Raw genomic sequence first — 13421 nt, forward strand, 5'->3', positions numbered from 1 at the left:
GTTTACAAGAACGAATCACCGCGTAACACTCGCCTGACCGGTTTCCTCGCCCACCGCGCAGCGCACTGGTCTCGCAATCCTGGCGACGGACTCGACGTCTGGTGTGGCCCGCCGCCAGTTCCCGCGGTTGGGTCCGCAAGAACGCCCGAGGTGGGGTTGGGTGCCAGGTCTGAGTCGAGTGTCAGAATTGCGCGGTGTACGACCTCTCGCATATCCGCACAGCGGTGTCCAGCTAGTTCGCTCGCAATCTGTCCACGGATACGGGCCTTGCGGAGCGTGCCGCAGCCGGCACGTCGAACTTCACCGAATAACGGATGGGCTAGTCGGACTGTCCGACTGCTGCCGTCCTCCGTTGCGAGAGTAATGAGCCCTTGCGTCTCTGCCTCCTCGACCGCGATGCGCTGCGTCACCCGGGAAAGAACATCAGAATCGAGGGGCTCACAAAGGGCCAGCGAATCTACGACATCGACGAGCTTCGGCGAAAGACGCCCCATACGCGCGGCCACCAGGTCGGCGAGGCTGGCCGAGATGATCGGCTCGCCACTCCAGATCCAGACGCCTGCAATGTTTTCAAGCCTTTCGGATGCGATCTCCTCGTCGACCAGCTGCCGCAGATACAGGGCATTCCCGCGGGACAGCGTCCAGAGCCTGCGAACACTGCGGGAATCCAGCTGCCCACCTAATACCGCCTCGAGGAGGATGGTTGTTTCGTCGAGGGACAGAGATTGGAGGTCGAGCCGCTCGGCGAGCCTGTCCTTCCAAACCGACGTCACTGCGTCAGGGGCGAGTTCCCCACTTCGAACGGTGATCACGACGCGCATCACTTGCCGGAGTAGGAGCTGGTGAACGACGAGCGCCGACAGGTCGTCGAGGAGATGTGCATCATCGACTCCAAGCACCACTGGTGGACTTGCACCATGTCGCGGGGCCAACGCGGCGATCACCTCACGCACCCGAAGCCCAGGATCGGGACCGAAATGGCTTACGACGTCACTGAATGCGCCAAGGGGTACCGGCTGCGCAGACTGGGTCGCAGCCACCCACTGCGTTTGCATTCCACGCGACGCGGCGACGGCGAGGGCCTCCCTCGCCAGCCGAGTCTTCCCCACGCCAGCCGCACCGGCGATCACGAAGCCTTTGACGCCGTCCTCTCCTACGAGCGCGTCGGAGATCAGCCCCAGTTCCTCCGCACGCCCCATCAGGGGCCACTCACATGTCACGGCCGGCCCCTCCGGCCGCGTCCAGACGCGATGACACGACGTCTCATGTCTCCCCACACGGCGATTGACCGGTAACCATCAGCCGCCCAGTAAGGGCGGAAGTATTCCAGTCGTCTGTTCGACTAATACGGCGCGCTCGAGCGAACCACCTCACGGTTGTCAACAAACCGAACGGTTTTGATGGTAGTCGCGTGGCGCGGAATTTTGATGGACCGAGCAGAGCAAACCTCCGTGCCCGTACTCGCTACCTCGGGGCAAACGCTCAGTCAGTCGTCCGCACGTCGGCGGAGGATTGAAACCTAGCGCGTACCGCCATCGGCGTCGTCGTAGCCCACGCTGGCCAGCTTCGCCTCGGCCACCCGCAGCATGGGGCCGACAGCCTCGGGTTCGACACCGACGCGCCTAGCGATCGCGTCGTCGGACAGTCCGGCATCCCGCAAGCGCAACGCGGTCGAATACGCGAGCGGCAACCGATCCATCGCGCTCTCGCGGCGATTTGGTCCTGTAGCCACCAAACAAGGATCTCGCATATCGTCAGCACAGCGTCGAGTAACCATCTACCCGATTCTTCCTACCGCCCACTACATTTTCAGGTGCGATGGGTTGCCGGCGACGCCGCGTCGGAAGACTGCCTTGCCCCTAGGTCGTGGGATGGAACAGCAGGCTGGAGAACCCTCTGCGCTGAACCACCCGGACGGGTGTCGGGCAGTTCACCGACGCTGAGAAGGTGACAAATTCCCGATAGATGGCGTCGCGGAACAGACCGCGGTCCACCGAGAATGTCACCGCATAGCTTCCTGCGTACCGACTCGCGCAGCTGTAGGCCACTTGGTCAAGGAGCTTGAGCAGATTTCCGCCGTGAACATTGCCCGAGAAATTCGCCATATCGGGAGTCATAAGCACCGTCATCGTGAGCGATGCCGGCCGGGCGGACGGTGCGTCATTTGACGTCATGATTACGTTCTCCGGGTTCGACTGGTTCGATGAGCAGAGTCCAGAGGGCCCGCTCGTACGTTCTGGCTACCAACCGGGCGGCATCGAGGACGTGCAGACGGCCGTCCGAAGAGAGATCTACGGTGTGTTGCCGGCTGTACTCGTCGATCCTGGAACCAGATCGGACGGAAAGACGTGGGGACACGTTCGACGGCGTCATATTGTCGAGTGCCCGATGCGCGCGCGGCCGACCATGGTCCGCACCTGTCGGGCCGCGACGGATAAGGTCGCCAGTTCCGTGGGCCCGGAGGCGAAAATTTCGTTCAAGATAGCGCAAGCACGCCCCAGTCGCGAGGTGTTGATGCGTTCCCAGTCCGCAATCTTCTCGAACGCGGTCTCAGTTGCCGCCGACCCAGATAGGACGTCGAGACACAGCAGTCGCATCGAGCCGTACACGTCGTCGCGCAGGGCGAGCCGGGCCAGGGCATTCCACCGGTCTGTGTCGTCGAGGCCAGAGATCGCGGTAAGCAGATGGTCGAGGCCCAGGTGCGCGTTGAGCGTGTAGTACAGCTCGGCGACCTCGCCGAGGTCTCGGCCTTCGAGATCGGCGATGTCGATCATGTCCATCGCGCAGAACCCGTGCAGCAGGCTGAACACCGCGGTGGCGTGGTGCCGATCGGCTCCCAGGGCGACCAGCTTTTCGGTCCGGGTCCGCACGACCTCCACGTCCGGACCCTGCAGCCAGTTCGGCACCATCGGCATCAGCTGCGCCACGGCGCCGTATCGTGCGATCTCGGCGCCGATCGCGATCGGCTGCGGCCGGTGGTTGAGCAACCATCGCGACAGCCGATCGAGCAACCGTCGCATCTCGGCCATCATGGCATCGGACACCGCGGTATTCGTTGCGTGCGTGCGGATCTGACCGATCAGTACAGGAAGATCGATGATCGCGCTGGCCGCCGCGAAAGCACGGACAGCGTCCACGCTGGAGGCGCCGGTGTCCTCACAGAGCCGGAACACATACGAGATCCCGCCGGTGTCGACGACCTCGTTGGTCACGACGGTAGCGATGATCTCGCGGCGCAACCGGTGTCCCGCGATCGCATCCGGGTAGTCCTGCCGAAGCCGGGCCGGGAAGTAGGCGAGCAGTCGGTCGGTGAACACATCCCCGCCAAGTAGATCGCTGGCCAGCAAGTCCGTCTTGAGTGTCAGCTTCACATGAGCAGTGAGGGTGGCCAGTTCCGGGGACGTCAGTCCCAGGCCCTGGCGGGCCCGGCGGTCCAGTTCGGTGTCGTCCGGCAGTGCCTCTAGCCCGCGGTCGAGGTCACGTTCGACGGCCAGCGCCCGGATCTGCCGGGCGTGAACACGCAACCGGGCCGCCGCGGTGGCCCGACTCGTGCCCAGCAAGTCGTTCTGGGCAATGTTGTCGGCGAGCACCAGGGTTTCGACGTCACCGGTCATCTCCTGCAACAGGGTGGTGCGTTCCGCGGTGGTGAGACGGCCGACCGACACCAGCCCGTCGAGGAGGATCTTGATGTTGACCTCATGATCGGAGCAGTCCACACCGGCCGAATTGTCGAGCGCGTCGGTGTTGATCCGGCCCCCGTGGAGGGCAAACTCGATTCGTCCCCGTGCGGTCACGCCGAGGTTGCCGCCTTCGCCGATAACCTGCGCCCGCACCCGGTCGGCATCGACCCGGACCGCATCGTTGGACTTGTCGCCAACCTCGAGATGCGTCTCCGCGCCAGCCTTGACATAGGTGCCGATGCCACCGTTCCAGAGCAGATCCACCGGGGCACGCAGGACGGCGGTGACCAGCTCGTGCGGCGGCAACCGCTGCACGTCCGCGGGAAGACCCAAGGCGTCACGCATCGGTGCGGAAATGGGAATCGACTTGGCGGTGCGTTCGAAGACACCACCGCCGTCGCTGATCAAAGCCTGGTCGTAGTCGGCCCAGGAGGAGCGCGGTTGATCGAACAACCGGCGCCGTTCCTTGTATGAGGTCGCGGCGTCGGGGTTTGGATCGATGAAGATGTGCCGGTGGTCGAACGCGGCGACGAGTCTGATGTGCTCGCTGAGGAGCATGCCGTTGCCGAAGACGTCTCCGCTCATGTCACCGATCCCGGCGACCGTGAAATCTTCTCTTTGGGTGTCGATCCCGATCTCCCGAAAGTGCCGTCTAACGCTCTCCCATGCCCCCTTGGCGGTGATGCCCATCGCCTTGTGGTCATAACCGATCGACCCGCCGGATGCGAAGGCGTCGCCGAGCCAAAACCGGTAGTCGGCGGCGACGGCGTTGGCCTCGTCGGAGAAGGTCGCGGTGCCCTTGTCCGCGGCGACCACGAGGTACGGATCATCCTCGTCTCGGCGGACGACGTCAGTAGGGGGCACGGTTACACCGGTCTCCGGATCGACATTGTCGGTGACATCGAGCAGTGCTCCGATGAAGGAGCGGTAGCAGTCGACACCGGCCGCCCGGAAGGCCTCGCGGTCAAGGGCCGCGTCTCCCGTCGACTGTGGCGGCCTCTTGACCACGAATCCGCCCTTGGCGCCGACCGGGACGATGAGCGCATTCTTGACCGCTTGGGCCTTGACCAGACCGAGGATCTCGGTGCGGAAGTCTTCGGAGCGGTCGGACCACCGTAGCCCTCCGCGGGCGACGGCGCCGTAGCGCAGGTGCACGCCTTCCACGCGCGGCGAATAGACGAATACCTCGAACCGGGGTCGTGGCTGCGGTAGTTGACTGAGCCCCCGGGGATCGAACTTGAGCGCCAGGGCACTCGATCGGCGGGTGTCTGGGGTGGTGCGCCGGTAGTAGTTAGTACGCGTCGTTGCCTGCAGCAGGTCGAGGTACGCACGCAGGATCCGGTCGGCCTCGAGGCCCACGACGTCGTCGATTGCGGAGCCAATCTGGCCGGCAAGGGCGGCTGCGACCACCGGGTCGGCATGATCCGGGTTGAACTGAGCGTCAAACAGCTGCACAAGTTTACCGGTGGTCACCGGATGCTGAGTTAGGACCGTGGCGATGCGCTCGGTGCTGTACGGAAACCCCACTTGCCGCAGATACTTCGCGTACGCACGCAGCACGGCTGCTTCGACCCAGCTAAGGCCGGCGCGGGACACGAGAGTGTTGAACTGGTCGACTTCGGCGGCACCGCACCATGCAGCGACGACGGTGTCACAGAACCGTGGACCGAGCGCTCCGGCGCGGGGGTGCATGCTGGCCAGATCGGTCAACGTCTGGTCGTTGTGCAGCCCGAAGTCGTAGATCCACGTCGCTGTCCCATCGAGCCGGACGAGAGGGTAGGGCCGCTCGTCGAGGACGTCTACCCCGAGGCTGTGCAAGATCGGGAGCACCTCGCTCAGGGAGATGCGTTCCCCGGCAATGTAGAGGGTGAAGCGCAGTTCCGTCTGCTCTCCAATGGACCGGGAGTAGAGATTGACGTCGACGCCGTGGGCGTCGAGCGCCTCGAGTCTGGTGATGTCGGCGACCGCCCGAGGCCCATCAAAGTCCTGCTTGTAGGACTCCGGGAAGCGGTGGGCATAGTCGTCGCCGAGCGCCGCCCGCGCCGGGCCCTCAACCCGCAACAGATCACGCAGATCGTCGTCCCAGGTGCGGGTGACGGCGGTCAGACTGCGCTGCACTCGATTCTGAACGGCTGCCCAGTCGCTAGCCAGGTCGCTGGTGCCGTCCGGCGCGAGATCGACGGTGAAGTGCACAAGTGCCAGCCTGCTTTCGGTGACGCGCACGGTGGAATCGATATTCGAACCGGGGAACTCGTCGCGCAGGACATCTCGCATGGCAATCCGGGCTCGGGTGGTGTATCGGTCGCGGGGCAGATACACCAAGGCGGACATCTGTCGGTTCCCGGCGCGCGGGCGCAACAAGAGCAACAACTGTTCGCGAGACGCGGCAGCGAGGACCGAAACGACGGTGCGGAGAAGAGCGTCGGTGTCGATGGAGAAGAGTTCCGGTCTGGGATAGTCCTGAATGATCTCGAGCAGACTCTGTCCGGAATGCGACTCGAGTCGATACCCGGCACGCGCGATGACCGTTCGCGCCCGCCGAGCGAGTACCGGGATGTCGAGGACATTCTCGTGTAGAGCGGTGACGGTGAACAGTCCCAGGAAATGGTGCTCGCCGACGACGGCGTCGCCATCTGTCTCGGTTACGACGACCAGGTGCGAAGGCATACCACGCCGTCCCTTAAGGAACTTCGGCCCCTGTGCCACAGTCAGTGACACGGGCCCGTCCGCCACCGGCGCCGCTGGGGTCCGCGGATCGCCAGCGTCGGCGCGATACGTCCCGAGAGCGGAGGGGCGACGATCCTCCCGTGGATCGTCGCCGCGATAGTGGTATCCGAGAAGGGTGAAGTTCCCGTCGCCCAGCCAGCGCAGCAGCGCCGCTGCATCGACGAGTTCGTCCTCGCTCCAGCTTGATTCACCCGCAACGCTGGCCTTTTCCAGAGTGTCGGCGAGATCGCGCTGCTGAGCATGCATGACCGGCGAATCGGTGTTGATCTGACGGAGGGTAAGCAGCAGGTGCCAAACGGATTCCATCATGTTCTCGCGGATCGAGTCCGAAGGCGGTGTTGCGAATTCGATCCGAATCCACGATTCGACGATGGTCTCTGCAGGGGGGCTGGCACCGACAGAGAGGTCGATGAGGGCACCGTCCGGACCTCGGACCACGGAGATGACCGGATGCAGCAGGTGAGCGATTGTGGCCCCGGCCGACTCGACACCGGCGGTCAATGCGTCCACCAGCAGCGGCCTGTCGTCGGTGATCACCAGCAGTGCCGGACCTGTGTGTGCCTCGCGATCGGCCGGTAGGTACGCCACCAGATCATTGGCTTCCGTGCGCCGTGCGGCGAGGTCAAGGTGCTGACGCACGGTGGCGTCTACGGCCGCGGTGTCGTCCTGCGTGATATGACGGAAGAAGACCGATCGCAGACTGTCGAAAATATCGAGGTGCGCTGTGCCAAGTATCGAAGCCTTCAGTTCCTCGGAATCTGTCGACATGCTCACTGTGAGCTCACCATTCCCTCTGTCAGGTTCCTCGCGCGTGGCCTCGTTGCCACTACTGTGACAGTCAGTAAACCTGCAGCGCACTGCGAAGTATTCGGCCCAGCGTCCGAAAAATGTTGACAGACTTTGGTTGGCCGACCAAACGCCGGGAACAGGCGTTACCCGATTTCTGTTCGGCGGTGCAGGGCAAGCTGTAATTCGAACAGCATCCGGTCGGAGGCATCCTGCAGGTCGATGCCGACGATCTCTTCGACCCTACGGATCCGATAGCGCAGAGTGTTCGGATGCACCTGGAGTGCGGTCGCGGCGGCACGGACGTCGCCGTGGTCGGCGAGGTACACTTCCGCACTCTCACAGAGATTCGATGCGTGCGTGCTGTCGTAGTCGATCAGTGCATCCAGGCGTGGGTCGCGCAGTTCGGGATGCCGGCCGACGAGGTCGAGGATCTCCCCGAGAAGGACCGGAGTACGAGATTCTGCGAGCGTGGTCACTCGCCCCTCCGGGAAGGTCGCGGCAGTGCCGTCCAGGACTCGGTCCACCTCGCTCCGAGCACCGGCGACCTGCCCCAGGTCCGGCACCGGGACGGCGATTGCGGCACGCAGGACGATCGACCGCTTCGCTTCGAATTGGTCTACGAGTTGCCGGGTCCACGCCGCCACACTGCTTGCCGATTTGTAGCTCGGCAGTAGTACATACGCGCGATCGCCGATGACGGTGGCCACCGACTCACGGCTGAACGAGCTCGCATGCAGGCGGAGCATGTTCCCCGAAGCGGCGAATTCGCCGATCGGCGCTGCGGCCTCCGTGGCGGTCGGCGCGAATCCGACGACTGCGGCCGGTCCGGTGATTGGCAGGTTCAGGGCATTCGCCACGGACGGGACGTCCACTCCTCCACCGCGCGCGCCGAACAGCCGTTGAATCAACAGTGCTTCGGTGGACGGGGCGTTGAGGGTTCGGGAGATGATGCGCGCGGCGATCGCCGACGCTCCCCGCAGCACGTCGGCCGCATCCGCGGTGAATGGTGTGTCCCCCTGCTGAACCCAGATCGATCCGAGCAACCGTGGTGCGGCCGAACCATCTTCGGAGGACTGCCGGATGCTGACCGCCAATCGCCGCTTGGTGGCGAGTTCCTCGTGCGCGGGCACGTCGACCACCTCGTCGCTTTCACGGAGCCTGTCGAACACCCCCCATTTCTGCAGCACACGCAGATAATCTCGCGGCCCCTCCCGGCCGAGGATCGACAACGTCCGCAACTCGTCCGCTGCTTCGTCGGACGCCGAATACGCCAGCACGCGCGATTGCGCGTCCTCAATCGACACCATGCCACCAGAGTTCTGGGCCACGATCTGGGCGAGTCCGAACAGGTCGGTGTCGGTGGCCAGCAGATCCGGGTCCCCCAGCCGGGCCTGCTGCCGACGGGAGCGGTCGAGCATGCGCTGCACCAGCGGGAATACTTGGTCCCATCGAGCTTTCGGGTGCACGGCAACCAGCGCGACACCGGCACGGTGGGCGGCGGTCTTCAGCCCGCGGGATTCGGTCGCCATCTTCGACATCACCGCGCGCGGTCGGTGTGCGGGAGCGCGCTGTGCGACCTGGTCGAACCAACGCACCGCCTCAGATTTGCCGACTCCGACGTGGAGGAAGAGGTCCGGCATCGGAGATTGCGATTCGATCTCGACCGCCAGGTCCGTACTATCGACGAGCGCCACCGAGGAGACGACGACGTCGTCACCTGCCGGGGCGTCGACGAGTTCGACGACGGCGGTGTCGAGAGCACGGAGAAGCTCACGCAGCGTGATGGTTTCGGTTGATTCGGCGGTTACGGCGAGATCGTTCGGGAGTGTTCGATCGTCAGCGGTCACGGGCAGGTCTCCAATTGGGAACTCAGAAAGCGTCTTGGCCAAGAGTACAACTTCAGCAGTAAAAGTTTGTCCTCCTGGCTCATTATCTGAGCCCTGGTCCGGTGTTGACTACGTCTAGTTCGAGCGGCGGTCCCTTCGCCGCCACACCCCCGTAGGAGGTTCCATGGACGCCGTCACCACCACCCCCCAGCCGATCAACGAGCCGGTGGGCTCCTTCGCACCGGGCAGCGCCGAGCGTGCCCGCCTGCAGGCGAAGCTGGCCGAGCTGGGTTCGAATCCCACCGAGATCCACAACGTCATCGGCGGTGCGCACCGGCGCGGCAACGGCCCCGCGATCGACGTCGTGCAACCGCACCGGCACGCCGCGGTCCTGGGCACCTTCACCAATGCCGGCGCCCAGGACATCCAGGACGCCGTCACCGCCGCCACCGCCGCCGCCCCGGGCTGGCGGGCACTGTCGTTCGAGGACCGCGCCGCGGTGTTCCTGCGCGCGGCCGACCTGCTGTCCGGACCGTGGCGTGAAACCCTCTCCGCCGCAACGATGCTCGGCCAGTCCAAGACCGCGTACCAGGCCGAGATCGACACCCCGTGCGAACTGATCGACTTCTGGCGCTTCAACGTCCAGTTCGCCCGGCAGATCCTCGCCGACCAGCCGATCTCCTCCCCCGGCGTGTGGAACAAGCTCGAATACCGCTCCCTCGAGGGCTTCGTCTACGCCATCACCCCGTTCAACTTCACCGCCATCGCCGGCAACCTGCCCACCGCACCCGCCCTGATGGGCAACACCGTGGTGTGGAAGCCGTCGCAGACCCAGGCCGTCGCCGCGTACTGGACGATGAAGCTGCTCGAGGCCGCAGGCCTGCCGCCCGGCGTGATCAACCTCGTCAACGGCGCCGGCGCCGCCGTCTCCGACATCGTTCTCGCCGACCCGCGCCTGGCCGGAATCCACTTCACCGGGTCCACCGCCACCTTCCAGCACCTGTGGCGCCAGGTCGGCAACAACATCTCGAACTACAACAGCTACCCGCGACTGGTCGGCGAAACCGGCGGAAAGGACTTCGTCCTCGCCCACAGCTCCGCGAACCCCGACACCCTCACCACCGCCCTGCTCCGCGGCGCGTTCGACTACCAGGGCCAGAAGTGCTCCGCGGCCTCCCGCGCGTTCGTCCCGAAGTCCGTGTGGGCGAAGATGGGCAACGACTTCATCGAGAAGGCGTCGACGCTGAAATACGGCGATGTCACCGACTTCTCGAACTTCGGTGGCGCCGTCATCGACCAGCGAGCCTTCGACCGCAACGCCGACGCCATCGCCCGCGCCAAGGCCACCCCCAGCCTGACCATCGCCGCCGGCGGCCACGTCGACGACAGCATCGGCTACTTCGTCGACCCCACCGTCCTGCTCGGTGACGACCCCACCGACGAGGCCTTCCGCACCGAATACTTCGGACCGATCCTGTCCGTCCACGTCTACGACGACTCCGCCGCCGGATCGTTCGAGAAGGCCCTCGACCTGGTCGACACGGGGTCCGCCTACGCGCTGACCGGGTCGATCATCGCCGACGACCGCACCGCAATCGCCCAGGCCACCGACGACCTGCGATTCGCCGCCGGCAACTTCTACATCAACGACAAACCCACCGGCGCCGTCGTCGGACAGCAACCCTTCGGAGGAGCCCGCGCGTCGGGCACCAACGACAAGGCCGGCTCCCCGCAGAACCTCCTGCGCTGGGCCTCCGCCCGCACCATCAAGGAAACATTCGTCCCAGCCACCAACCACCACTACCCCCACCAGGACATCTGATGGCACCCTCCGATCTGCTCCGGCCCGCCCTGCTCGCCGCCGCCCGCTCCCCTCGCATGGAACGGACCGTCACCAAGATCCCGGTGACCCGCAACCTGGTCGACCGGTTCGTCGCCGGCGAAACCGAGAATCAGGCGGTGGCCGCCACCACCGATATCCTCGACTCCGGCCGCTACATCAGCATCGACTATCTCGGCGAGGACACCACCGATCTCGGGCAGGCCAACAACACCGTCTCGCATTACCTCACCCTTCTGTCTGCACTGTCCCAGTTCACACAGAACGGCGAGAAGGACAAGGCGGCCTTCCCGCCCTCCCGAGTGCGCAATGTGGAGGTGTCGCTCAAGCTCTCGGCGCTGGGGCAGTTCCTGCCACAGGACGGACACAAGGTCGCACTCGAGAACGCCCACAAGATCTGCACCGCCGCCGACGAAGCCGGCGCGTGGGTGACCGTCGACGCCGAGGACCACAGCACCACCGACTCGACCCTGTCGATCGTGCGGGAACTACGTCAGGACTTCCCGTCCCTCGGCACCGTGCTGCAGGCCTACCTCAAGCGCACCGAGGCCGACTGCCGGGACCTGTCCGGCCCCGGATCGCGAATCCGGCTGTGCAAGGGCGCGTACAAGGAACCCGCATCTGTTGCCTACCAAGGCAAGCCCGCGGTCGACGACGCATACCTGCGGTGCCTGCGGATCCTGATGAACGGCCAGGGCTACCCGATGGTCGCCTCCCACGATCCGGCCATGATCAGCGCGGCTCTGCACTTCGCCGAAGCGAAGGGCCGCACCGCCGACGAATTCGAACTGCAGATGCTCTACGGCATCCGCGATGCCGAACAGCTCCGCCTCGTCGGCGAGCAGCAGCATCTGCGGGTCTACCTGCCCTACGGTGAACAGTGGTACGGCTACTTCATGCGCCGCCTCGCCGAACGCCCCGCCAACCTGGCGTTCTTCCTTCGGTCACTGGTCTCGACGAACTAGGCCCCGAGAATCTCGTTTCGGGACAACCACGATTGATGATCCCGCCGACATGAAGCTGACAAGCTTCATGTCGGCGAACGCAGGCATCTAAATGCATGCGGTGACTCGGATTTGGCAACGACTCGTCTGGTGGCGTCGTATGCGAATCGATGCTGCTCCGCACTCACAGCATCCGTACGCCGCGTGGTACAGGCGCCCACACGGCACCACCAGTAGCTGACTACCGTGCATGAACGCCTGACGTGGGCCCTCTGCGTTCAAGTTGGCGGCGGTCGTCAACTGCCTTGTCTGTGTTCCCAATCGACCTCCACCGGTCCCTCATCATCCTCGCACCGAGGTCGCCAACAGCGATACACCACCGCGTCAGCAACGCATCCACAGCGACGTTTGCTCCGGCATAACGATCTTTACGCTCACCCGATCTTTGCCGTAGGTACTGAACGGGATACATCTCAAACGATGCACACGAGGTTTACAACACCAACTACCCGGTCACCTTCGCCCAGAACTGCGGCACCGGGGGCGCGGGTCCCGAGAAGAGATCCTCGTCGAGTTCGGCCTCTCCCATGGGAGTACTTCCAGCACCTGCTGTCACAGCTCAATCAGCGAATTGGCATAGCCGCGGGCGTTCCCGCCCCGGTCCTCCACCAGCTCGCCCACAAATGCCGCTCACGCCTCCGGGATCGGCGTACTCACCCACATCGGTTTCTGCGCAACCTACTGACTGCGATTCCACACGGCTTACAGGGAGTAGGCATGTCGCACCGGCACATCAAACTGGCACCCCGCCGGTACAAATGAGCGCCTCAGCGACGGCGTGCCGAACCAATTTCGTCCTAGCGTTGACGCTGATCTCCTACTATCTGCCACTGGAGTGGCGGCCTTGGGGATGTACGTATGTCACGGCTACCCGCATCACCTTGCGGTGGTGTGGGATTGACCGTGTCCCGTACCACCGGATTGGCGTACGAATATGCTGTTTCGGATTCACCCCTATCCGCTGTGTCACGGTGGGCAGACCACGGCGGACCCGTCCGTATCGCGGTGTCGTGCCGTTCTTGTCGCGGCACTTGCGCACCGGCGCATGCTCGGCCACCCAGACCGCGTACCACTCCCCATGCCGACGGGTGACCTTGTTTCTGCCGAGCAGCGCGCGTGTGGCCAGGTTGATTCCGGCCACACGGTCTCGGTTGCCGCCGACCCCCAGCGTGGACACCACGCGTGATGGTAGCCGCGGGGGCGTGCGATCGGATCGTCGCAGCCCGAACATAAAGCGGACGATCCTCGGGTGGGCACTGCGAACAGCGCGATGCCGATACCAGCGGCGGCATGAGCTAGGGCTGCGACGGCTTGGCGGCGAGCGGACGGCGCGGCCAGGTTGTTGTTGACCCGTCCGTGTCCGCGGGTCTCGACGGTGGTGAAGCAGTCGACCGTGAACATATCCGCGCGCGGCGCTGGCGTAGTCGGTGACCTGGCGGGCGAAGTGGAACGCCAGGTCCCGGTTAGTCGTCCCCCTCTTGACCCACCACGGTGCGGTGGCTGTCTGGACTGCGATCTTCTCTTAGCCCGGATCCACCGATGCGGTGTCGGGGTA

The 13421-nt window shown here is 64.7% G+C and carries 6 protein-coding genes and 2 pseudogenes; 2 read left to right on the forward strand and 6 right to left on the reverse strand.

Features of this window, described 5'->3' with window-relative positions; translation table 11 throughout:
• Window positions 1-2 precede the first annotated feature (2 nt).
• From DTA22_RS03875 to DTA22_RS03895, 5 genes and pseudogenes are all read right to left on the reverse strand, one after another.
• The gene (locus DTA22_RS03875) at window positions 3-1199 is read right to left on the reverse strand and encodes an ATP-binding protein (RefSeq protein WP_052033658.1); all 1197 of its coding nucleotides are present in this window, start codon (window positions 1197-1199) and stop codon (window positions 3-5) included.
• 320 nt (window positions 1200-1519) lie between these two features.
• On the reverse strand, window positions 1520-1732 hold the full coding sequence (locus DTA22_RS03880; RefSeq protein WP_037241359.1) for a hypothetical protein: 213 nt from the start codon (window positions 1730-1732) through the stop codon (window positions 1520-1522).
• A 196-nt stretch (window positions 1733-1928) separates the two neighbouring features.
• Window positions 1929-2174, reverse strand: a pseudogene (locus DTA22_RS03885) (acyl-CoA thioesterase); the annotation flags it as partial.
• Between the two features lie 195 nt (window positions 2175-2369).
• Complete coding sequence (locus DTA22_RS03890; protein WP_112298537.1) at window positions 2370-7175, reverse strand: NAD-glutamate dehydrogenase; 4806 nt, start codon at window positions 7173-7175, stop codon at window positions 2370-2372.
• A 164-nt stretch (window positions 7176-7339) separates the two neighbouring features.
• Window positions 7340-9043 (reverse strand): PucR family transcriptional regulator, encoded by a 1704-nt coding sequence (locus tag DTA22_RS03895; protein WP_176582584.1) that lies wholly within the window; start codon window positions 9041-9043, stop codon window positions 7340-7342.
• Between the two features lie 163 nt (window positions 9044-9206).
• On the opposite strand from DTA22_RS03895, the gene pruA reads away from it, so the two are divergent.
• Together pruA and DTA22_RS03905 are read left to right on the forward strand one after the other, a co-directional pair.
• Window positions 9207-10844, forward strand: coding sequence for an L-glutamate gamma-semialdehyde dehydrogenase (gene pruA / locus DTA22_RS03900; protein ID WP_112298538.1), 1638 nt, complete (start codon window positions 9207-9209; stop codon window positions 10842-10844).
• Entirely contained in the window at window positions 10844-11827 is a 984-nt protein-coding gene (locus tag DTA22_RS03905; RefSeq protein ID WP_112298539.1) for a proline dehydrogenase family protein, read from the forward strand. Before pruA ends, DTA22_RS03905 begins: the two co-directional genes overlap by 1 nt.
• 849 nt (window positions 11828-12676) lie before the next feature.
• Here DTA22_RS03905 and DTA22_RS36635 read toward each other — a convergent pair.
• A pseudogene (locus DTA22_RS36635) lies at window positions 12677-13371 on the reverse strand (transposase); the annotation flags it as partial.
• Between the last annotated feature and the right edge of the window lie 50 nt (window positions 13372-13421).

Origin of the sequence: Rhodococcus wratislaviensis (assembly GCF_900455735.1) — a bacterium.
GTDB classification, from domain to species: Bacteria; Actinomycetota; Actinomycetes; order Mycobacteriales; family Mycobacteriaceae; genus Rhodococcus_F; species Rhodococcus_F wratislaviensis.

Coding starts and splice junctions, on each gene's coding strand:
- DTA22_RS03890 (WP_112298537.1), bottom strand. CDS start 7,175: ATGTCGACAGATTCCGAGGAACTGAAGGCTTCGATACTTGGCACAGCG.
- DTA22_RS03905 (WP_112298539.1), top strand. CDS start 10,844: ATGGCACCCTCCGATCTGCTCCGGCCCGCCCTGCTCGCCGCCGCCCGC.
- DTA22_RS03875 (WP_052033658.1), bottom strand. CDS start 1,199: ATGGGGCGTGCGGAGGAACTGGGGCTGATCTCCGACGCGCTCGTAGGA.
- pruA (WP_112298538.1), top strand. CDS start 9,207: ATGGACGCCGTCACCACCACCCCCCAGCCGATCAACGAGCCGGTGGGC.